The following is a 21181-nucleotide window of genomic DNA, read 5'->3' on the forward strand; positions in this document are numbered from 1 at the left end:
GAATGGGTTATCGCTATGAACACAGTTCTGTACTTCAGCACCAACGGCGCCGTTTATGAGACCCGCGCCTACACACCAGCGGACATTACCGATCTGATTCAAGGCCAACGGCTGCAATGCCTGACCAGCACAGACCGACAGTTCGACTTCTGGTTCAGCCCGACGGCACGCCGGTGCCAGCGCCGCATCAATCGCAAGGCAACCGAACTGTTGCTGGCGACAACGACTTTCACGGCGAAGACTGTCCCTCTGCTGCGTGGGTCCATTGTCCTGGCCAGCCATGACGCCGACGGCGATCTCGACGGGCTGAGCTGGCTGCAGCTGGATCAGCTGTCTGGACTGAATCGCACGCTCACCGCCCGCGATGAGCGAATCCTGAATCGCCGCATCATGCGCGAAGAGCGCCGCCTGCGTGGCGAGACGGCCACCAAACCACGCGTCGCCGCCGCCTCCACTCCGTCGACCGCGAAAGCTCAAACCGGCTTGCGCTGGACGGGTTTCGCGGCCCCGGCACAGTAACGGCCGGGCCCTCTCACACTGCTTGACGCGTACCGGCCGACCAGGCCGGATCCCGGCCGATGAACCCCATCAGCCGGGCCACCGGGCCCGCGTCGTCCGCAACCACGACGGGTGGCCCGTACTGCCCCGATGAGCGCAGCAGGTCCTCGATCCCCGTCATCCCGGCGAGCATCTGCTCAGCGAACTCGGGGTCCAGGCCGGAGTCGCGCCCGATCGCGGCGGCCAGATCCCAGGTGTGCATGTACACGTCGGCGGTGTAGAACCGGTCGATGGCGTCGGCAAGCCGGTGTGAGCCCGCCATCGGATGGCTGAAGTCGCCGTCGGCCGCGTCGCCGTCGAGCAGACCCTGCACCGCCGCGGTGTGTGCGACCCACGCCGTGAGCGGGTCGTCGGCGACGGGCGGACCGACGGGCAACACCACACCGCCCGCACCGAGGAATTCGGTGAACCAGCCGACGAGGTGCCCGACGATGTCGCCTGCGGTCCAGTCCGCCACCGGCGTCGGAGCCGACCAATCCCGCACGGCTGCAGCATGTTCGGTGAATCCGGCGGCGATGCGGCGGTGCCGTTCGGCGGCCGTGAGTGCGTGCAGCGCAGCCATGGCGCTCAGAGCTCACCGAGCAGTGCGTCGAGTTTCGCGTAGCCCTGATCGACGCCCGTCTCCATCCCGGAGGCCAGCCAGGCGTCGCGTCCCTCGAAGCTGTCCACCAACGACTGGCCGTGGAGCCGGGTGCGGCCGTCGCCGAGATCCTCGAACCACAAGGTCTCGAGCGAGACGGCGTCGGGCATGCCCTCGAAGGTGAACGTCTGGACGATCTTGTCAGCGGCGACGGTGTGGAAGCAACCGCGGAAGCCGAACTCCTGACCGTCCCGGACCGCGACGTAGCGCCAGCTGCCGCCGTCTCGGGCGTCCCACTCCACGATGCGAGTGTCCATACCGTCGGGCCCCACCCAGCGGGCGAACACCTCCGGATCGGTGTGCGCCTTCAGCAATTGCGCTGGGGTGGCCTGGAAATCACGGGTGATGCGGATGAGTGGCACGTCCTTGTCGGCTTCGATGACGGCCTGCGCGGTGTTCATGATGCTCTGCCCTTTCGTCGCGGTTTCGATTCGTTGTCATTCATCTCTGCCAGCACCGCATCCAGGCGCTGGTAACGCTGTTCGGCCTGCTGTTGGTAGCGCTCGATCCACTTGGTCATCAGGTCGAACACCTGCGCTTCCAAGTGCACCGGCCGGGTCTGTGCGGCCCGGCCCCGGCTGACCAACCCGGCATCCTCGAGCACTTTGAGGTGCTTGGACACCGCCTGCATGCTGACGTCGTACGGTTCGGCGAGTTCGCTCACCGTTGCGTCAGCCGTCGTCAGCCGGGCCACGATGTCCCGTCGGATCGGATCGCTCAGCGCCGCAAATACTTTCGACAGCTGGTCGGTCATCTTCTTCCTCAACTATTTGGTTGAGTACGAGTGTGCGCGCCGGCGCGTGCGTTGTCAACCCATTGGTTTAATACAACGTCACCAGGTCGTCCGGCGAGTGCCGCTACTGCGACCGATATCGGGCTGAGGCGAAAGCGTGGCCTCAGTCGAGCACCTTGGCGTGGCAGCAACCGCTAATGTGCACACGCACAGGTGGCAAACCACACGTGGTGCGGATCAGCGTGCGCAGCGAAAGGCGGTGAGGTCGACGTTCAACGAACTGTGGGGTTGGTTGCTCGATCGCGACTGGACGTTGAGCCAGATCCACACCCCGATGGAGTGGTTCGCGTTCCTCAGCATTCCGTTGTTCACCGCGGTGATCGGCTGGCTCATCAACTGGACCGGCCTGATCATGCTGTTCTATCCCGTCAACTTCCACGGGTTCAGAATCCCGGGAATGGCCGAGCTGGCACGGCTGTTGCCGCACAAACTTCAGGAGATCCCCGGCATCCTGCAGGGCGGGGTCGGCTGGCAGGGCATCGTGCCCGCCCGTGCGGCCAAGATGGGCTCGATCGCATCCGACAAGGCCATCGCCAAGCTCGGTACGCCCGCGGAGTTCTACCAGCAGCTCGAGCCGGACATGATCGCCGAGCACATCGTCAAGCTCTTCGAAGCCGAGATCCCGCAGCTCGTCGACGAGGTGATGATCGCCAACGACCCCCAGTTCTGGCGCGACCTGCCGACCGTCGGCAAACGCGCGATCGTCGCGCGGGTCCAGTCGCAACTACCGGACGTGGTGCGGTCGATCACCACCGAGATCGGCATCCACATCGACCAGCTGCTCGACCCCAAGATCATGGTCATCGAGCACTTCCGGAAAAACCCTGACCTCGTCATCCGCGTCTTCAAGGACATCGGCCAGCGCGAGCTGAACCTGATGGTCAACTTCGGCTTCATCTTCGGGTTCCTGCTGGGCATCCCCGTCGCGTTCATCGACCACTGGTTCCACACCTGGTGGATGCTGCCGATGCTCGGCGTCATCGTCGGCTGGATCACCAACGCGCTCGGCATGTGGCTCATCTTCGAACCGACCGAGCCGACCCGCTATTTCGGCATCAAGTTCCAGGGCCTGTTCCTGCGGCGGCAAGAGCAGGCCGCCGAGGTGTACGCCGGGATCATCGCCGACGACGTCATCACGCTGGAACGCATCGGCGACTTCCTGATCGACGGTCCGAGCGGCGACCGCACCCGCCAGATGATGGCGGCCGCGCTCGGCCCGGCCATCGACCGCGCAGCCGGACCCATCCGGGGTGCGGCGCGGGTGGCACTCGGCGCCCAGGCCTACGACTCGATCAAGGCCGGCTTCGCCGCCGAGGCCGTCGGCCGGACGCTGACGCCCTTCAAGGACGAAGAGTTCTCGAAAGCGCAATCAGGGAAAATCCGCACACTGATCGCCCAGCGCACCAAAGAACTTCCGCCGACCGACTTCGTGGAGATGCTGCGTTCGGCAATCAGGGAAGATGAGTGGATGCTCTACGCTCACGGCGCGATCATGGGCGCCGCCGGTGGCTTCCTCCACTACGGCATCTTCTTGGGACTTGGTGTGGCATGAGTGACAACCGACGCCAGCCGCCCAGACGACGCCACGCCCAGTGGGGACCAGTCAGCGCCACATTCTCTCCCTCATCGGAACCGTCCGCGGCGCTCCTACCCGCGAGCGAGATCGGCGAAGCACTGCCCGGCCTCGTCCGCCTGGCCGCGACGGCCTGGGTACGCACGGCGGAATGGACCCTCGTTGCCGGGCTCAAAACGGGCCGGCGCGCACTCGAGATCGTCGCCGACCCGGCATCGGCGGCCGACACCGCACGCGAGCTGATCTCCGGCGTCGCGCAGGCCGGCACCGTTTTCGGCGAGGTGGCCAAGGCCGTGTCGAACGGTGTCTCGGTGTCGCAGGCCGTCGTCCAGGTCAGCGCCTCGCTCACCGACACCGCGACGACGACGCACACGGTGTCACACCAGCAGGAAGACGAAGAGCGCCAACGCCAAATGGAGCAGTCGTTGCGTGCTCAGGGGCAGGCGCTGCTGACCCGCTCGCGCGACGTGTGGAACACCGAACGCGGCCACCCCGCCTACGCCCGCATCCTCGAGGAGATGGCGCCCGACGAGGCCCGCATCCTGCTGCTTCTCCTGCGCGGCGGCCCACAGCCGGCGGTCGACGTCCGCACCGGCGGCCCCATCGGCATGGTGTCCTCGCGGCTGGTGGCTCCGGGCCTCAACATGATCGGCCCGCGGGCGGGCCTGCGCTATCTGGACAACGTGCCCGCCTACCTCAACAACCTGTTCCGGCTGGGCCTGATCTGGTTCTCGCAGGAGCAACTACGCGACCCGCTCGAATACCAGGTGGTCGAGGCCCAACCGGACGTGCTGGCCGCGATGCACTCGGTGCGCGCGCACAAGGTCGTCCGCCGTTCAATCCACCTCACCCCGTTCGGCGTCGACTTCTGCCGCGCCTGCCTGGTGTCCGAGGACGAAGACGTCGCCGCCCTGCCCGAGCATCAGGCGCCACACGACATCGAGTGAAGGGTCGGGGCGCTCCTAACCGTGCGCGTCCGCGAGCTGCGCGGCGATGGACTCGATGGCCTGCGTCAGATCCAAGTACGGGATGTCCGGATCGCGTTCGTGGTAGATCGCGGTGACGATGATCGGAAGCGTCGCAGCGGCTTCCGGGTAGTTCTGGATGTCCATGCGAGCGACCGCCTCGGCCACCGGCACACCGTGGTCGTACAGGCGGGTGGCGTCGGTGTGCAGGGTGGACCAGAACCGGATGCCGCGGTCGATGGCCGCGTTGATCTCGGGTCCGATCAGGACGGGACCGTGCCCGGCGACGACTGTCCGGGCTCCGAAGGCGCGGATGCGCTCGAGCGCCCTGATCCAATTCGGGATCGAGCCCGACCAGGTGACCGCAACCGGGTTGTGCGTCAACAGATCTCCGGCGTACAGCACACCCAGCTCGGGGAGGTAGGCGATGGCGTCGCCCACGGTGTGCGCCGGCCCCAGTTCGTGGAGTTCGACGTCGAGTTTGCCGACTCTCAAGGCCTTTTCACCGTTGAAGGTGGTGTCGGCGGCACGAACCCGTACTTCGGAGAAGTCGAACGGCCGTCCGAGTGGTGCGAGCGCCTGCAGTGGACCGCCCGGCTGGGTATCGGTGTTGAGCAGTTTCGTGGTGAGGTCGGCATGTTCCTGAGTCATCAGCGCACTGGCGGCTTCGGTGGTGATGATTTCGGTATCAGCGGCGAATACCTGATTGCCGAAGAAGTGGTCACCATCGGTGTGGGTATTGAAGACGTACCGCACCGGCGCTGACTCGGTCAGTACGTCCATCTGTGCGCACATCGCTCGTGCGTGTTGCACGTCGTAGAGGGTGTCGATGACGAGCGCTTCGCCGGCACTCACCACCAGGCCGGCATTGGCCAAGCCGAGGGCTTCATTGCCGGACAGGAAAACATGGGCTCCCCCACCGAGGTCGAATAGGCCTTCCTCGAAAGGGATTTCGTCGGTCATCGTTCGTCCTTTGCTCGTTCGTCGTGCAGCTTGGCGGTGGCGTCCACCAAAATGTTCGCCGCGTCAATGCCGCCCTTTTCGGGGACGATGCCGAGGGTCTTGATGAACATCGCAGTCATCACGTAGTGGCCCACCAGCAGGGTGATCTCGGCAATTTCGTTGTCGGAGAAGAACTCCTGCATGGCTTCCGTACTCGCCCCGCAGTCCTTGATCTGCGCCAGCAGGTCATCGACGAACGCGATGAGCACATCGACGCGCCGGTCTCCGAACTCTGTGGCTCCTGACGCGACACCGTCGATCATCGACTCTGATACTCCGGCGGCCCGCGCCTCGGGCACGTGGTGATGGAGCTCGTACGGGGCGTTCGTCACCGCGCCGACGCGCACGATCACCAACTCCCGCGTGTCGGCCGCAAGCGCGCCCGTCCGGAACGAAAGCCCCAGTGACAGATACGGCTTCGCACTGGACCTGGTCATGACCAAACCTCGCGCCAGGTTGGCCGGAAACAGGTCATAGACCTCGCGTTGCGCGGGATCGAGGTCCTCCAGGCTTGGCAGTCGAACAGCCATGAATCCTCACCTTCGCTTCAAAAGGGTGTTTCTCGGCGGTGCCCATAAGATACGGAGCGTTTCCTACTTTCACGGTAGCGCGGGCCGTTAAGATACGCAACGTGCCTAATCGAGAAGCGGCCGTACCGCCCGGGCCGGTGTCACGACGCCGGGACGACGCGCTGATGTCCGCCATCCGAGACGCCACGTGGGCTGAGCTGACCGAACACGGATACGCCGGCGTCACCTTCGAAGGCGTCGCGCGCCGCGCAAAGACGGGCAAGCCAGTTCTTTACCGCCGCTATCGTTTTCGCGCACAGATGGTCATCGACGCGCTACCGACGCTGCGCACCCCACCGTTCGAGGTGGCGTCGTCCAAGGGGCTTCGCGAGGACATCCTCAGGATGGTCGAATCCCTGGTCGATCAGTGGCAACAGATCGGGCTCGACACCTACCGCAACCTCATCGCCGAAGCCGACGAAGCCACCCTGGAGACTTTCCAAGCGAAGGTGGCCGCACACACCGACCACACGATTCGCCGCGCACTGGACGCCGCGCGAGATCGAGGCGAGATCGGACCCGCCAGGATTCCCGACCGTGTAGCCACCAGCATTCTGGCACTCATGCGCAACGAATTGTTGCTCGCACACAACACCATTGAGCGCAGCGCCCTTGCCGAGCTGGTGGACCTCATCTACCTGCCTGCGGTCGAGGCCGCCTCACGTAGACCCAGGTAAGCATGGGTCTGCAGACCGCTGACTATCGTGGGTTTGTGACCACGTGGCATGGCGACGAACTCGATCTTGACGCTTATTTCGCGCGCATCGGCTTCGAGGGCGAGCGACTCCCGTCCGCCGCGACCCTGGCCGCTCTGCACCGCGCCCACACCACCTCGATTCCGTTCGAGAATCTCGAGATCATGCTCGGCCGGCCGATCCTCCTCGATCTGAACACCCTGCAGCACAAGATGATTCAGTACCGCCGCGGCGGCTACTGCTACGAGCACGTGACGGTGTTCGCAGCGGCCCTGGAGCGGCTCGGTTTCCGGTTCACCGCGCTCGGCGGGCGCGTCACCCTGGGCGCGGAGGGGACCGCGCGCCCGCGCACCCACGCGCTGATCGTTGTCGAGTTCGACGACGGTCGGCGCTGGCTGTGTGATGTCGGATTCGGCCGCGGGCCACTCGAACCCATCGAGCTGATCGCCGGTAACGAGGTCGATCAAGACGGCTGGCAGTTGCGCCTGTCCTCGGCTCCCCTCGGCGCCGACACCGAGGTGTTCCATCCAGCCGAGTGGACGCTGTGGCAGCGGTCGAGTGTGGATGGCACGGTCGAATGGCTCGACCGGCACGTCTTCACGCTCGACCCGCAGTATCCGATCGATTACGCCGTTGGCAACCACTTCGTGTCGACCTCACGGCGCTCACCGTTCACCACCCGGCCGTTCGTCCAGCGATTCGCCGCCGACGTCCAGCACGTGCTCGACGGAACTACGTGGACCACAACGAATCCCGACGGATCCTGCTCCACACGCGACGTCGAGATCTCTGACGTACCAACCTTGTTGGCCGACACCTTCGGCGTCGAGTTGTCCGGTGAGGATGCTGCGGCTCTGGTCGACTGGATGCGGGTGCGCCTCTAGGAAACCAGGTTTTTGGCGATCAGTGACTGCGCGGTATCCAGAATGGTCTCGCTGATCGGGCGCGGTTCCCAGTCCAACACCGCCTTGGCCTTGGCATTATTGATCTGAGGTCGCAGGCCGAGTCGCGACAGCGCCTCGCGCAACGCCGGCACCGTCTGGGCGAGTTCGCGTACTTCGGCTTCGCTGTACTCGCTGGTGGGTACCTTCGACGCCGCAGCTCCCAGACCCTCGCGCAGCATGCGCGCGATCTCGAGGAAACTGACTGCGGGCCCGTCAGCTGCCAGCAGGATCCGTTCGCCGGCCGCACCGGACGCCGTCAGCGCCTGAATGTGGGCCGTAGCGACGTCGCGCACGTCGACGACACCGAAATACTGAGGCGCGACCCGGTCGAGCGCTCCGGTGAGCATCGATTGGATGAACTTCACCGACGTGGACAGATGTGTTCCGAGAGTGGGTCCGAAGATGCCAACCGGCACCAACGTGGTCAGTTCGAGGTCACCGCCCTGCGTATCGATGAAGTCCCACGCTGCGCGCTCGGCGATGGCCTTGGACCGGATGTAGGCGGTGTTGTCGTCGGCTGGGTCGGTCCAGTCGTCCTCTGTCCAGTGCTCGTCCGCTTTGGCGGAGTACCCGACGGCCGCGAAAGAGGACGTCATGACGACCCGGCGGCAGCCCGCATCGCGGGCATAGCGCAGGACACGCAGGGTGCCCTCGCGCGCGGGGATGATGATCTCGTCGTCGTTCGCGGGTGCTTCGGCCGGGAACGGTGAGGCTATGTGCAGGACGTCCGCGGCTCCGGAGACCGCCTTCGGCCACCCGTCGTCGGCGGTGAGGTCGGCTGTCACGATCTCGATCAGGCGAGGGTCCAGCCCCTGCAGCGCCACGGTTTCGGAGAGTTCCTGGGCCCGCGCTCGGCTGCGCAAGGCGACGCGCACCCGGTAACCCCGGCCGAGCAGCTGACTGACGGCGTGGCTGCCTACGTAACCAGCGGCGCCGGTCACGAGTACCAATGACTTCTCACCCATAGTCCCTCACCAGTTGTTTGTTGAAAGCGAACGCCCGGATCGCCGGTGCCCGCACGCGCACACCGACAGCCTGCCCACACGGCGCGCGTCAAGGACCACGGAAACCCCGTAGTTCTTGCTTGTTGCAACTCGAGGTCATCGGGTCTCATCTGGCTGCCCTGCCCTCGAGCGGCGCACGAACCGAGGACTACGGGTTTTCCGTGGTCCTTGACCAATCTCCTGAATGGCAACGTCGCTGGCATGAAGACGTGACGCGCTGAGGGCCATGGCCGGTAGTTCAGCACCGACACCCAACCGAGGAGAAACAGATGAGCACCACCACCCGCGTTGTGGTCGTCGGCGGCGGATACGCCGGCGTCCTTGCCGCCAACCGCCTGCGCCAACGCACAGACATCGACGTCACCCTGGTGAACCCCCGGCCGCAGTTCGTCGAACGGATCCGGCTGCACCAGTTGGTCGCAGGCAACGACGACGCCACTGAGGACTACTCGGCGGTGCTGGCCGACTCGGTGAAGCTTGTCGTCGACGCTGCCGAATACATCGATGCCGGCGCCAAGAAACTACGCCTGGCATCCGGCAGCACCCTCGACTACGACTACCTGGTCTATGCCGTCGGCAGCACCGCCCCGGTCCCGGCATCCGTGCCCGGCGCCGCCGAATTCGCTTATGCGCTAGGCGAATTCGAGGCGGCACAGCGCCTGACCGCTCGACTGGCCGATGTTCCACTGCAGGCGCCGATCGTGGTGGTGGGCGGCGGTCTCACAGGTATCGAGGCCGCCTCCGAACTCGCCGAAGTCGGCCGCAGCGTCACTCTGGTGACCGGCGCCCTCGGCCCGTCACTGGCCAAGGGCGGGCGTAAGTCGGTGGCCAAGCGCTTGACGAAACTGGGTGTCACCGTGCTCGACAACGCCACCGTCACACGCGTCGCCGCAGACCGAATCACTCTGCGCGACGGCACAGAACTGCCGAGCGCGGCCACCGTGTGGACCGCCGGCTTCGGTGTCTCGACGCTCGCCGCCGACAGCGGTCTACGCACCGACCGGCTCGGCCGGTTGCTCACCGACGAAACCCTCACCAGCGTCGACGATCCCGCGATCATCGCCGCCGGCGATGCGGCCTCCCCTTCGGGCGCCCCGTTGCGGATGAGCTGCCAGCTCGCCATGCCCCTGGCCGCCCACGCCGCTGACACCCTCTTGGCGCGCCTCGACGGCACGACTCCGAAAGACCTGAACCCGGCCTCGGTGGGTCAATGCATCAGCCTGGGCCGCCACGGCGGCACCATCCAGATGGCGCACTTCAACGACGAGGCCCTGCCGCTGCACCTCGGCGGTCCTCTCGCCGCCACCATCAAGGAATCGGTGTGCAAAGGCACGGTGTCGTTCCTGGCCAAGGAGGCCCGCAAACCAGGCAGCTACTTCTGGCCCAAAGGCGGTAAGCGGCAAAAGAATCTGAGGAAAGGGACAACTCGTGTCTGATGTGATGGACAAGCTGATGGCGGCGATGACGGTCATCCAGTCGGTCAAACCGCCCCACATTCCGGACGGCGCCGACGCGATGACCGCGATCATCGAATGGGGACCCGGTGACAAAGGCGCGCCGCCACACCGCCATCCCGGCGGGCCCTGCTTCGGTTACGTCCTGGAAGGCGAGATGCTCTTCGAGCTGGAGGGCGAGGCCCCGCGAGTCATCAAAGCCGGGGAGGCGTTCTGGGAGCCCGGCGGTGACGTCATCCACTACTCCGACGGCAACAACCGCGACGACATCCCGCTGCGGTTCCTGGTGACCATGCTCTGCAAACCCGGCGTCGACATGTTCGTCCTCGTCGACGAGGACGAACTCGAACAGCGCCGAGACCGACGCTTCACGAAGGGGCAAAAATGAACATCACTGTCGTAGGGGCCACCGGCCAGATCGGTGCGCAGGTCGTCGAATTACTCACCGGCGCAGGCCATGACGTCACCGCCGCCTCCCGGTCCTCCGGCGTAGACGCCGTCAGCGGAGACGGGGTGGCGGCGGCCTTCGAGGGCGCCGACGCTGTCGTCGACGTCCTCAACTCCCCCACCATGGAACCCGGGCCGGCGGCGGAGTTCTTCACCGCCTCGGCCGCCACCCTGCTCGCGGAAGCCAAGAAGGCCCAGGTGCAGCACTACGTGGTGTTGTCGATCGTGGGGGTCGGCAGTATCGAGGCCGACGGCTATCTGCGTGGCAAGCAGCTCCAGGAAGAACTGGTGGCCAACTCCGGCGTGCCGTACACCATCGTGCGGGCCACCCAGTTCCACGAGTTCACCGAGAGTATCGCCGGTTCGCTGGTCGCCGATGGGGTCGCCCATGCACCGGATGCCCTGATCCAGCCCGTCGCGGCAGCCGAGGTCGCCGGCATGGTCGCGCGGGTCGCCACCGAAGCGCCGCGCAACGATGTGCTGAATTTCGGCGGGCCGGAGAAGGTGGCCTTCGCCGACCTGGCCCGCACCGTTTTCGCCGCACGAGGCAAAGACCTGCCCGTCGTCGTCGACCCGCAGGCCACCTACTTCGGTGTCCCCGTGCAGCAGAACAGCCTGGTGACCGGCGACGGCGCCGAGTTGGGCACCACCCGGCTCTCCGACTGGCTGGCCCGGTGACCGAGCTCGCCGGGCGCACCGCCATGGTCACCGGCGGCACCGCCGGCATCGGCTTCGCGACCGCCCATCGGCTGGTGGAAGCGGGTGCCACGGTGATCATCACCGGCCGCGACCCGCAACGCGGACATCAGGCTCAGGAAAAGCTCGGGCCGACAGCACAATTCGTCGCCGTCGACATGGCCGACTCAGCCGGTGTGGAACGGCTGGCCCGGCAAGTCGAACTCGACATCCTGGTCAACAACGCGGCTCGCTTCCCGGCCGCCCTGACCGTCGACCAGGACGAGGACGGATTCGGGCACACCTTCGCCACCAACGTGCGCGGACTTTACTTCCTGGTGGCCGCGACGGTGCCCACCATGATTCGCCGCGGTGGCGGGGCCATCGTGAACGTCACCTCGATGGTGGCATCCAAAGGCGTGCCCGGCGCCTCGGTATACAGCGCGTCCAAAGCAGCGGTGGAGCAGCTGACCCGAACGTGGGCTGTGGAATTCGGTCCACACAACATCCGGGTCAACAACGTCGCACCCGGGCCGACCGCGACCGCTGGTGTCGCAGCGGAATGGGGCGAAACCAACGAAGAGCTCGGCCGTGCACTACCTCTCGGACGGACCGCTGATCCCGCCGAGATCGCCGAGGCGATCTACTTCCTGGCCTCCCCGCGCGCCAGCTTCATCACCGGGACCACCCTGCATGTCGACGGCGGCGGGACCGCCGTCTGAAAACTGGACTCCGACGACGACACTCGCGTCATCGGGTGCGTGCCGTTGGGGGCTCCGACCCGTTCGGCTGGTTGGTCCGCTTCCTGAGCTCCCGCCGCGAACGAATCCCCAACTTGGTGAACACCTTCCGAAGATGCCACTCCACGGTGTGGGCACTGATGAACAGCTGGCCGGCGATCTCCTGATTGGTCAGGCCCCGGCCGGCCAGCTCGGCGATCTGACGTTCCTGCGGGCTCAGCTCATCACCAGCGGCTGTCGGCTGCTTACGGGTCTTCTGACCTGCAGCCAGCAGCTCGCGGCGGGCCCGTTCAGCGAACGCCATCGACCCCATCTGGACCAACTCCTGGTGGGCGAGACGCAGCGGCTCCCGTGCGACTGTGGCAGGGCCGTTGCGGCGCAACCATTCCCCGTAAAGCAGTCGCGCCCGGGCCAGGCGGACCCGTTGCGACGTCGCTTCGAAACGCTCGATCGACTCCAGGTACAGCGCCTCCGCCTGCTCACCTTCGCTCAGCAAGGCCCGCGATCGGGCCAGTGCGGCCAACGCCCGCGGTGACCCAGCCGCCGATGTCCGCGCCTGAAGCCGATCAAAAATCTGCTCGGCGAATCCGCGATCATCGGCGCGGACCGCGGCTTCGATTGCCTCGACCAACAACTCGCTGTGGAACCCGAGGTCGTCATACTCGCACGCCCTGTGTGCCGCCGATCGCGCCTCCGCATACCGGCCCAGCCCGTTGTTCAGCACCACGGTGGCGTAGTACGCCAGGCCGATCACCCGGCCCTCACCTCGGGCGCGGCCGGACTCCAGAGCCGCCGTCGCCAATCGGGTGGCCTCGGCTTCGTCTCCCCGCCAGGCCGACACGATGATCCGGTGGTACTTCAGCGGGGCGTAGTCGATGGCGATGGCCAGGTCATTGGCTTCGGCGACAAGTGAACTGGCCGTGGCCAATTCGCCGCGCTCGACGGCGGCACCGGCACGTGACAACAGCGCCGGCGGCAGCAGCGCCAGCGCCCCGCTGTCGGTGGCCAGCTGCGCCGCGTGCGCCGAGAAGTCATGCCACCCGTCGTCCCACGTCTCGTGGATCAGACATTCATGGACAACGGGGAAGGCCCGCCAGAACCACCCGCGGCTGCCGTCCCGGGCGGCCGTCTTGAGCGCGTCCAACGCGCGGCGCATGGCGGGCATCGCCTCGACCGGACCCAACGCCAACCGCTCGGCCAGCGCGTGCGTCACCAGCTCGAGTGGGGTCTGCGGCTGCAATTTCGCCAGCGCGGCTCGCGCGGTCGCTGCGACGTCGGCAGCCAGACCGGTTGCGATACGCCCGACGTACATCGCGGCGCTCAGCGCCTCCAGGTAGGCCTCGGTGGCCAGGGTCGTGTCGAGCGCATCCAACTGCCCCGCCACCGCCGTGAACTGGGAGACGGCGGCCACGAGCGCATCGGCGTCACCGTCGGCGCGTGCGGCGGCAAATGTCAACCGGGTCTTCAGTTGCGCGGAGCGGGCCCGTTGCAAATCGGTCAGCGGGCCCAGATCTGCGGTGGCCAGGAGACGGTGGGCGTTGCCGAACGACGCGATCTCGCGATGGGCCTCGGCCGCCGCGAGCGCCCGGCCGGTACGGACTGCGGGGTCCGGAGTCAACTCCGCCGCCCGGGCCAGAAATGCTGCGGCGGAGGCGGTTCCACCGCGCTGCAACGCCCGCCCGGCCGAACGCTCCAGATCCGATGCCACCTGCTCATCAAGAGAATCGGCGGCCAGGGCACGGTGCCAGGCACGCCGGTCCGGGTCGACGCTGGGGTCGGTGACCGCCGCCAGCGCCGCGTGCGCGGATCGGCGTTGTTCTACGGAGGCCGAGCGGTAAGCCACCGACCGCGCCAGCGGATGGTGGAACCGTACTCGGCTGTCGACCGCGATCAGGCCAAGGTCGTACGCGGGCGTCATCACTGTGGGTTTGAGGTCCAGATGTTCCAATGCGCGCGACAGCAGCGCCGGGTCGCCCACCGGTTCAGCGGCCGCGACGCACAGGAGCATCCGGGTCTCGGCAGGCAGGTCGGCGATCAGCGTGCGGTAATGCTCTGCGATGCCGGCCCTGACGTTCTCGGTGTTGAAGGATGCGATGTCCTTCGGAGTCTCCAACAGCGCCAACGGGTTTCCCCGCGCTTCGGCCACGATCCGGTCCAGGATCGCTCCATCCAGGCGACCCGGGTACGTCGACTCCAACAACCTGCGTGCGTCACCGTCGTCGAGTCCACCCACCGCCAGGGTGGGTAACCCCGCGGTGCCGTCGATCGGGGTACGCGTCGCGAACGCCAAACCCACGAACTCGGCCTGCACACGGCGCGCCACGAAGAACAGCGTTTGCGCCGACACGTGATCCAGCCAGTGCACATCGTCGACCACGCACAACACCGGTCGATCCGCAGCGGCAGCCGCAAGCAGCCCGAGGATTGCCAACCCCACCAAGAACCGATTCGGCGCGGTACCGGTGTCGCTGAGACCGAAGGCCCCCTCCAGCGCCTCCCGCTGCGGTTGCGGCAGACCCAACCGGTAATCCAGCACCGGCGCGCACAGCTGCTGCAGACCCGCGAAGGCCAATTCCATGTCGGATTCCACACCCACTGTGGTCAACACCGTGCAGTCCGCGGCGGCGCACTCCCGCAGAAATGTCAGCAACGCCGTCTTCCCGATACCGGCCTCACCGAGGAGCACCCGCACCTCACTGCGCCCGGAGCGCACGGCGTCCACCATCTGCCGAAGTGTCTGGCATTCGGCGGTGCGGCCCGGCAACGCCGCGTTGCTTCGGTCGCGGATCGCCGTCACGATCGAAATGCCTACCCGTCTGGAGCGCCCGGAAGCGGCCAGGCTTCTGACCGCGGTACCGGCAGATCCTGTCATGTCGGCCCGCTGGATGCAGGGCTACCCGTGGACCACGGGTTTTCCGTGGTCCCTACCGGCTCTCTGACTGCCACTGTTGTCGAAGCACGCCGGAGGGAGGGCAGGGTGGGCTCACCAGAATTTTCGGGACGCACAGCCATGGTCACCGAGGTGACCTCGAAGCTGGGACGGGCCACGGCGCGCCTGCTCAAAGAGGCCGGCGCTCAGCTGATCATCAGTGGCCGGGACGCCGCCGCCGGACGGGCTGCCGTCAACGAACTGGGCCCTGGTACCCGGTTCATCGACGCCGACCTGGCTGACCTGGAGTCCGTCGACCATCTCGCCCGACAGGTGCCGGTCGACGTCCTCATCAACAATGCCGAAGTGGTCGACGTCGATACGCTGGCCGGCCTGTACTTTCTTGTCAGCGCCGTCGCTCTCTGCATGATCCGCCACGGTGGCGGAACGATCGTCAACGTCACGACGGGGCCGACAGATGCCATTGCCGCGTTAACCCGATGCTGGGCAACGGAATTCGGCGCAAGCGGCATTCGGGTCAACACCGTCGTGGCCGGAAGCGGAGCCAATCCGCTCGGACACGTCGGCCAGCCTGCCGAAATCGCCGAAGCGATCATCTTCCTCGCCTCCGGCCGGGCGAGCTTCATCACCGGCGCCACACTGCACGTTGATGGCGGAGCAAGCATCGCGTGAGTATCGCGACTCGGTAGGTGCGCCGCTAAGGCGCCGGACGGAACCCGCGGAGGACGGTGTCGAGGTGTCGACGCCAAAGCTCGTCGCTACCACCGGCCGCGACGATGCCGCGGAGCGCCCAGATGGTTGCGGTCACGTCTGCGGTCGTCACGTCGTGCCGGACCGCGCCGGATCGCTGCGCGCGCGACAGCAAGGCTGCCGACTGCCGCCGGAGTTCCTCCACGAGGTGCTGTGGCGCGAGGTCGCCCCACAGAAAGGCGGACAACCCGCTCTTGCGGACGAGCTCGGCACCCACGGTGTGGAGGAAGACGCTCAGGCATTGCTCGTCGGGTGCCGCGTGCGCTTCCTCAGCAGCTGTCAGTAGGCGCCCGAAGAACTCGCTCAACACTTCGCGGACCAGCGCCTCCTTGTTGGGGAACCGTCGATAGAGCGTTGCCGGACCGATCCCGGCGGCCTGGGCGACGTCCTCCAAAGTCGCCTGCGGGCCGTGCTGCGCAAACACATCCTCGGCAGCGGCGACCAATCGGCTGCGGTTGGCTGCCGCATCTCGTCTCATCGTCGGCTCCATTTCCAGGCGTACTATCTGATAGTGAAACTATCACTTATCGCGGAGGGGTTCGACAGTGACGGCAGTTGATGGCATGGCACGGGTGCAGATCGGCCATTCGGACCTCCATGTTCGGCCGGTCGGTCTCGGCTGCATGGGGATGTCGCAGAGCTATGGAGACGCCGACGATTCGACGTCGATACAAACCATCCGTGCAGCGCTCGACTTGGGCGTGGACCACCTCGACACTTCAGACGTTTACGGCGCTTCCGACATCACCTGGGGCGTCCCGATCCGCGGGTTCGGCCACAACGAGGAGCTGATCGGCAAGGCCATTTCCGGACGCCGCGATGAGGTGGTGCTGGCCACCAAGTTCGCCGCCCGGATCAACGACACCAACGACGGGATCGCGATCGACGGACGGCCCGAGTATGCGACGGCCGCGTGTGAAGCGAGTCTCCGGCGCCTCGGCACCGACGTGATCGACCTGTACTACTGCCACCGCCTCGATCCACACGTCCCTATCGAGGAAACGGTCGGGGCCATGGCCGAGTTGGTCGATGCGGGCAAGGTCCGCGCGATCGGTCTCAGCGAGGTGGGGCCCGAGACGTTGCGCCGAGCACAAACGGTGCATCAGATAGCGGCGTTGCAGAGCGAGTATTCCCTGTGGGAACGCGGCATCGAGGGTGGTATCGCGGAGACGTGTGCTGCGTTGGGGATAACGCTGGTCGCCTACAGCCCGCTGGGCCGCTCCGCACTCACCGGAGCATTGGCTGCCGACGCAACCTTTGCCAAGGGTGATCTGCGCGCCACCAACCCCCGCTTCACCGCGGAGAACCTGGAGACGAACCTGGCTCCCGTGGCTGCACTGAACGAGTTGGCCGATCAAAAAGGTTGTCGTCCAGGTCAATTGGCGTTGGCCTGGCTGCTTTCGCGCCCGTTCTCCGTGGTGACGATTCCCGGAACCAAGCGTGCCGAGTATGTGGTCGAGAATCTCGCCGCCACCAACGTCGCCCTCAGCGCCGACGAATCCGCCTACCTCTCAGCGGCTTTCGCCCCGGGAACCATCGTCGGCGACCGCTACGCACCGGCGCACGCCAGTACCGTGGCGCCACGCTGAGCGCGCAGATGACGCCCACCCCTGCCGCCCGCCCCCTCGTGCTCGGTCAGATCGCATCGCTGACCGGCTCCAATTACATGGGGTTGGAGAACGTGGCCGGCGCCGAGCTGGCGGTGCAACAACTGAACGACTCTGGCGGCGTGCTCGGACGCAGTATCGAGTTGCGCGTCGAAGACGACGGCAGCCTCCCGCAGGGCGCAGTCGATGCTTACCGTCGGCTCGCCGGTCTGCGAACAGTCGCGGTTATCGGCACTTCGTTCTCGAATGCCAGTCTCGCCGTCCTGCCACACACCGACGAACACCAATTGCTTTATGTCTCAACTGGTGCCGCGCACACGCAGGTCGATCCCGTGCGGCCGTACGCCTTCATGACGCCGCCGCCCGGGCATCTGGTGGCCGAGCAACTGCTACGGTTCCTTCACGACGCCGGCATCACCGAGATCGCGGTCGTCATCGATGCCGACAGCGCGTTCAACCGAGATGCCTGGGCGGCCCAGCGCGCCATGCTTGATCGGCACGGCATCACGGCCATCGCCGTCGTGTCCGTCAACGTGGACACCGCCGATTTCGGTCCGGCAATCCGTCAGGTCACCCAGAGCGCGGCGCAGGCGTTGATGGCTTGGGTGACCGGTCCACCGGCAACGGGTTTGGCACTGGCTTTTCGAGCCGCCGGGCTCAGCATGCCGATGGTGATGGGGATCGGGGCAGCAAGCCCGGGATTTGTGGACTCGGTCGGACCCGCCGCCGAGGGCATCATCGTCGGAACGTCCTTGGCGAGCATCGGTTCAGACGTACCAGAGCAGGCGACGCGACTCACGATCGAAGCCTTGGCCGCACCCTTCGAACAGCGCCATGGCGCACTCCCATCGCAGTTCGCCGTCGACGGTTACATCGCCGCCAAACTCATTGCGGCGGCGATCGAAGCCGCGGGCACCGACGACCGTGGCGCCGTCCGGGACGCGATGGAAACGCTGACGTGCGTAACGGCTGCCGGCCGATACGCCTTCTCGCCCACCGACCATTCGGGCTTGGCCGTCGATGACGTCGCCGTCGCCGTCATTCGGGACGGCCGGTTCCGTCTCACGCCGTGGTCCGCAGGCAGGCTACGAGGGCACTTGTGCCGCACGGACGCGAACCGCTGATGATCGACGGTGTCGGTCTGATCGCGGGCTGCTGTCAGTCCGGCGGCGGGGTGGTGCTGAAGACCGGCCAGCAGATTTCCGTAGCGGTGAATGTCGTTGGAGCTGCGGGTGTTCCGCCGAGGTAGTGTTCGCGGATCGGACCCTGGCCGCTGATCAGGTGCTCGTTCGCGTATTTGCCCAGCGCCCCGTAGCTGCGGTCGATGCTTTCGTCGTGACCACCGGAGTGGGTGAGCACCGCGTATTCGGCCTTAGGTAACACCTCCGCGCGGACACCCTCCGGAGGCTCCGTCGATTGCGGCGCTGGCACGAATAACGTTGCATGGCCGTGTGATTCGAGGAAGAGTGCCCGGTCGTAGAGGCCGCCAGGCACGACGGCGGACGGTGCGCCTACGGCCGCGGCAACTGCGTCTCGCAGTGTCCTCAGCGTCGCCCCGAACCAGCTGTCGATCTCGGATACCTCGATGGTGGCGCCGATGGACCACACGGCCAGTGCGGGCTCGTGGCGCACGGCCACGAAGGCGGGGGTCTGCACGGGCGAAAGCAACTCGCGCAGCGCGCCAACGGTGTCACGCGTCTGTTGCAGCTGGACCTCCATCTGTTCGAGATGAGCCGTGATGATCTGGGTGCGCGTCGCGGCGTCGTCTGTGCTCAGCAGCGCCTTGATGTCGGGAATGGACATGCCGAGGGATCGAAACCGGCGAATGATGTGTGCATGGTCGACCTGGCTGGTGTCATAGAAGCGGTAGCCGGTGTACGCGTCGACGTGTGCCGGTTCGAGGATCCCGATGTCGTGGTAGTGCCGTAGCGCTTTCCTACTCAGGCTGGTCATCACGGCGAAGTCACCGATCGAAACCTGTGCGCCCACGCCGTCCTCCTCATGCGATCCGCCGCCCGCGTTATCGGCTGAGGCCATCCTGCAGTCTCCCCCTAGGGCAAGGTCAACATTGCGGCCCAGGCTTGACCCTCCCCCTACAGGAAGCTCCACCGTGAGGTCATGACCACAGATTGGGATGCCCTCCCGGACAACATAAAGACGTTCATGACCGCGCTCAGCACTCCGCAGGACGGCCGCGCGGTTGCCACCTTCACCGCCGATGCGGTCGTGACCGATGAGGGGCGCGACCACACAGGCCGTCACGAGATTGGAGCCTGGCTGACCGCCTCGGCCGGCGAGTACACCTACACCTCCGAGTTCACCGGCGCGACCACGACCGGCACCACCGTCGACGTCGGGCAGCATCTGGAGGGCGACTTTCCCGGCGGGGTGGTCGACCTGCACTTCCGCTTCACCCTCGACGGCGAGTCGATCAGCCGGTTGGTGATCGAGCCATGAGCCGCAGATGGTTCATCACCGGCGATACACCCGGCGGCTTCGGGGTGGCCTTCGCCGAAGCGGCGCTCGAGACGGGAGACCGCGTGGTGCTGACGTCCCGGCGCCCGCAGGAGCTGGCGACCTGGGCCGAACAGTACGGTGACGCCGTTCTCGTCGTGCCGCTGGAACTCACCGATGGGGCGCAGGTGCAGCGCGCGGTGCGCGCGGCCGAGGAGCACTTCGGCGGTATCGATGTGCTGGTCAACAACGCGGGTCGCGGTTGGTACGGATCGATCGAGGGAATGGACGAGACCTCGTTGCGGGCGATGTTCGAACTGAACTTCTTTGCGGTGCTGGCCGTGACGCGCGCCGTGCTGCCAGGCATGCGCGCCCGCGGAAGCGGGTGGATCGTCAACGTGTCGTCGGTGGCCGGGCTCGTGTCGGCCGTCGGATTCGGCTACTACAGCGCGACGAAGTTCGCCATCGAAGCCATCACCGATGCGATGCGCGACGAGGTCGCCGCACAGGGCATCTCCGTGTTGACGGTCGAGCCGGGAGCGTTCCGCACGAACGCCTACGCCGGCTTCACCAATGAGCCTGTCGCTGAAGGGATTCCGGAGTATCACGACATGCTGGAGCAGGTCCGTGCCACCTTCGTGGGGATGGACGGTGTGCAGCCAGGCGACCCTCGCCGCGGAGCTCGTGCGGTACTCGCGGCGATGGCCCAGGACCCGCCGCCCCGCCGGCTGGTCCTGGGCAACAGCGGATACGACGCCGTGATCGATGCGCTGGAGCAGAACCTGGCCGACATCCGGGCGAACGAAAGACTTTCTCGCAGTGCGGATTTCCCTGCCTAGCCGGGCGGCCCGGCTTCCTTCCGCCGGCCCTCACCGCGGGGTGGTGATCACCACTACCGCTTCAGCAGCACCATCGGGAGCGGCGAACCGGTGGCGGCGGTCGCTCAGCCAACTCAGCGTCGCCCCCTCCTCGACCAGGCTCTCCTCACCGACCGGCCCGGCCAGCAGCTTGCCGTCGACAACAGTGAGGTGCTCGCGAACGCCCACCCCGTGCGACGGCGAGATGTGCTCGGCGCCGTCAGGGAACTCCAGGCGGAACACCTCGACGGTGACCCGGGGCAGGTGCCGCACCGACAGCAGCACCGTACGCATTCCGCCGTCGGCGGCTGGGTGCACGCCCGGGGTCTCGCCCACCAGCGCGGTCAGCGGCACATCCAGGGGTTCACACAGGGCGTAGAGGGTCTCGACCGTGGGATTGCGGCCGCCCGACTCGATCTCGGACAACGACCCCTTGCCCACCCCGGCTCGGCGGGCGAGCTCGGACAGGCTCAGACCCCGCTCCACCCGCAGCTCTCGCAACCGGCGACCGACCTCTCCCGCATACATCTCTTCATGGTACGTTCCGTTTACAGAACGTTCCGT

The 21181-nt window shown here is 66.4% G+C and carries 24 protein-coding genes; 14 read left to right on the forward strand and 10 right to left on the reverse strand.

Annotation, left to right across the window (positions count from 1 at the left end; all coding sequences use genetic code 11):
* The first annotated feature begins 15 nt into the window (after positions 1-15).
* Positions 16-519, forward strand: a complete 504-nt coding sequence (locus ACJH6J_RS01940) for a hypothetical protein (protein ID WP_318985901.1) — start codon at positions 16-18, stop codon at positions 517-519.
* 13 nt (positions 520-532) lie between these two features.
* Here the strand turns inward: ACJH6J_RS01940 and ACJH6J_RS01945 are convergent, their stop codons facing one another.
* The 3 genes from ACJH6J_RS01945 to ACJH6J_RS01955 are packed head-to-tail and all read right to left on the reverse strand — an operon-like array spanning position 533 to position 1952.
* Positions 533-1120 (reverse strand): TIGR03086 family metal-binding protein, encoded by a 588-nt coding sequence (locus tag ACJH6J_RS01945; RefSeq protein WP_406774445.1) that lies wholly within the window; start codon positions 1118-1120, stop codon positions 533-535.
* A gap of 5 nt (positions 1121-1125) precedes the next feature.
* A complete protein-coding gene (locus ACJH6J_RS01950) occupies positions 1126-1599 on the reverse strand; it encodes an SRPBCC family protein (protein WP_406774444.1) in 474 nt (157 codons plus the stop codon).
* On the reverse strand, positions 1596-1952 hold the full coding sequence (locus tag ACJH6J_RS01955; RefSeq protein WP_406774443.1) for an ArsR/SmtB family transcription factor: 357 nt from the start codon (positions 1950-1952) through the stop codon (positions 1596-1598). Before ACJH6J_RS01955 ends, ACJH6J_RS01950 begins: the two co-directional genes overlap by 4 nt.
* 238 nt (positions 1953-2190) lie before the next feature.
* On the opposite strand from ACJH6J_RS01955, the gene ACJH6J_RS01960 reads away from it, so the two are divergent.
* On the forward strand, positions 2191-3543 hold the full coding sequence (locus ACJH6J_RS01960) for a hypothetical protein (RefSeq protein WP_212807736.1): 1353 nt from the start codon (positions 2191-2193) through the stop codon (positions 3541-3543).
* Entirely contained in the window at positions 3540-4511 is a 972-nt protein-coding gene (locus tag ACJH6J_RS01965; protein WP_406774442.1) for an Abi-alpha family protein, read from the forward strand. Before ACJH6J_RS01960 ends, ACJH6J_RS01965 begins: the two co-directional genes overlap by 4 nt.
* A gap of 15 nt (positions 4512-4526) precedes the next feature.
* Here the strand turns inward: ACJH6J_RS01965 and ACJH6J_RS01970 are convergent, their stop codons facing one another.
* Positions 4527-5492 carry an MBL fold metallo-hydrolase gene (locus tag ACJH6J_RS01970; protein WP_406774441.1) on the reverse strand — a complete coding sequence of 322 codons (966 nt, stop codon included), beginning with the start codon at positions 5490-5492 and terminating at the stop codon, positions 4527-4529.
* Complete coding sequence (locus ACJH6J_RS01975) at positions 5489-6061, reverse strand: carboxymuconolactone decarboxylase family protein (RefSeq protein ID WP_406803435.1); 573 nt, start codon at positions 6059-6061, stop codon at positions 5489-5491. The genes ACJH6J_RS01970 and ACJH6J_RS01975 overlap by 4 nt, the downstream gene beginning before the upstream one ends.
* A gap of 164 nt (positions 6062-6225) precedes the next feature.
* Between ACJH6J_RS01975 and ACJH6J_RS01980 the strand changes: the two genes are divergently transcribed.
* Positions 6226-6777, forward strand: coding sequence for a TetR/AcrR family transcriptional regulator (locus ACJH6J_RS01980; RefSeq protein WP_406803502.1), 552 nt, complete (start codon positions 6226-6228; stop codon positions 6775-6777).
* Positions 6778-6812: 35 nt separating this feature from the next.
* Complete coding sequence (locus ACJH6J_RS01985) at positions 6813-7679, forward strand: arylamine N-acetyltransferase (protein ID WP_406783981.1); 867 nt, start codon at positions 6813-6815, stop codon at positions 7677-7679.
* Here ACJH6J_RS01985 and ACJH6J_RS01990 read toward each other — a convergent pair.
* Positions 7676-8704 carry an NAD-dependent epimerase/dehydratase family protein gene (locus ACJH6J_RS01990; RefSeq protein ID WP_406783980.1) on the reverse strand — a complete coding sequence of 343 codons (1029 nt, stop codon included), beginning with the start codon at positions 8702-8704 and terminating at the stop codon, positions 7676-7678. The two genes, ACJH6J_RS01985 and ACJH6J_RS01990, sit on opposite strands and share 4 nt — an antisense overlap.
* Positions 8705-9012: 308 nt before the next feature.
* Here ACJH6J_RS01990 and ACJH6J_RS01995 point away from each other — a divergent pair, with 308 nt between their 5' ends.
* The 4 genes from ACJH6J_RS01995 to ACJH6J_RS02010 are packed head-to-tail and all read left to right on the forward strand — an operon-like array spanning position 9013 to position 12041.
* Positions 9013-10179, forward strand: a complete 1167-nt coding sequence (locus tag ACJH6J_RS01995) for an NAD(P)/FAD-dependent oxidoreductase (protein ID WP_406803436.1) — start codon at positions 9013-9015, stop codon at positions 10177-10179.
* A gap of 4 nt (positions 10180-10183) precedes the next feature.
* On the forward strand, positions 10184-10585 hold the full coding sequence (locus tag ACJH6J_RS02000; RefSeq protein WP_406783992.1) for a cupin domain-containing protein: 402 nt from the start codon (positions 10184-10186) through the stop codon (positions 10583-10585).
* Positions 10582-11322 (forward strand): SDR family oxidoreductase, encoded by a 741-nt coding sequence (locus ACJH6J_RS02005; RefSeq protein ID WP_406783978.1) that lies wholly within the window; start codon positions 10582-10584, stop codon positions 11320-11322. Before ACJH6J_RS02000 ends, ACJH6J_RS02005 begins: the two co-directional genes overlap by 4 nt.
* Before the next feature lie 23 nt (positions 11323-11345).
* The gene (locus ACJH6J_RS02010) at positions 11346-12041 is read left to right on the forward strand and encodes an SDR family NAD(P)-dependent oxidoreductase (RefSeq protein ID WP_406803503.1); all 696 of its coding nucleotides are present in this window, start codon (positions 11346-11348) and stop codon (positions 12039-12041) included.
* A 28-nt stretch (positions 12042-12069) separates the two neighbouring features.
* Here ACJH6J_RS02010 and ACJH6J_RS02015 read toward each other — a convergent pair whose 3' ends face one another.
* Positions 12070-14856, reverse strand: a complete 2787-nt coding sequence (locus tag ACJH6J_RS02015) for a BREX system ATP-binding domain-containing protein (protein ID WP_406803437.1) — start codon at positions 14854-14856, stop codon at positions 12070-12072.
* Between the two features lie 102 nt (positions 14857-14958).
* On the opposite strand from ACJH6J_RS02015, the gene ACJH6J_RS02020 reads away from it, so the two are divergent.
* Positions 14959-15621: an SDR family NAD(P)-dependent oxidoreductase gene (locus ACJH6J_RS02020; RefSeq protein ID WP_406803438.1), complete on the forward strand. Its 663-nt coding sequence runs from the start codon at positions 14959-14961 to the stop codon at positions 15619-15621.
* A 25-nt stretch (positions 15622-15646) separates the two neighbouring features.
* On the opposite strand, the gene ACJH6J_RS02025 is transcribed toward ACJH6J_RS02020, so the two are convergent.
* Positions 15647-16177 carry a TetR/AcrR family transcriptional regulator gene (locus tag ACJH6J_RS02025; protein WP_406803439.1) on the reverse strand — a complete coding sequence of 177 codons (531 nt, stop codon included), beginning with the start codon at positions 16175-16177 and terminating at the stop codon, positions 15647-15649.
* An 85-nt stretch (positions 16178-16262) separates the two neighbouring features.
* On the opposite strand from ACJH6J_RS02025, the gene ACJH6J_RS02030 reads away from it, so the two are divergent.
* Together ACJH6J_RS02030 and ACJH6J_RS02035 are read left to right on the forward strand one after the other, a co-directional pair.
* Complete coding sequence (locus ACJH6J_RS02030) at positions 16263-17288, forward strand: aldo/keto reductase (protein WP_406803504.1); 1026 nt, start codon at positions 16263-16265, stop codon at positions 17286-17288.
* A gap of 8 nt (positions 17289-17296) precedes the next feature.
* Entirely contained in the window at positions 17297-18430 is a 1134-nt protein-coding gene (locus ACJH6J_RS02035; protein WP_406803440.1) for an ABC transporter substrate-binding protein, read from the forward strand.
* A 34-nt stretch (positions 18431-18464) separates the two neighbouring features.
* Here ACJH6J_RS02035 and ACJH6J_RS02040 read toward each other — a convergent pair whose 3' ends face one another.
* On the reverse strand, positions 18465-19343 hold the full coding sequence (locus tag ACJH6J_RS02040) for a MerR family transcriptional regulator (RefSeq protein WP_406803441.1): 879 nt from the start codon (positions 19341-19343) through the stop codon (positions 18465-18467).
* 81 nt (positions 19344-19424) lie between these two features.
* Here ACJH6J_RS02040 and ACJH6J_RS02045 point away from each other — a divergent pair, with 81 nt between their 5' ends.
* Positions 19425-19763: a nuclear transport factor 2 family protein gene (locus ACJH6J_RS02045; RefSeq protein WP_406783971.1), complete on the forward strand. Its 339-nt coding sequence runs from the start codon at positions 19425-19427 to the stop codon at positions 19761-19763.
* Positions 19760-20599 (forward strand): SDR family NAD(P)-dependent oxidoreductase, encoded by an 840-nt coding sequence (locus ACJH6J_RS02050; protein ID WP_406783970.1) that lies wholly within the window; start codon positions 19760-19762, stop codon positions 20597-20599. The genes ACJH6J_RS02045 and ACJH6J_RS02050 overlap by 4 nt, the downstream gene beginning before the upstream one ends.
* Before the next feature lie 30 nt (positions 20600-20629).
* On the opposite strand, the gene ACJH6J_RS02055 is transcribed toward ACJH6J_RS02050, so the two are convergent.
* Entirely contained in the window at positions 20630-21145 is a 516-nt protein-coding gene (locus ACJH6J_RS02055) for a helix-turn-helix domain-containing protein (RefSeq protein WP_406803442.1), read from the reverse strand.
* Between the last annotated feature and the right edge of the window lie 36 nt (positions 21146-21181).

Origin of the sequence: Mycobacterium sp. SMC-18 (assembly GCF_045310895.1) — a bacterium.
GTDB lineage: Bacteria > Actinomycetota > Actinomycetes > Mycobacteriales > Mycobacteriaceae > Mycobacterium.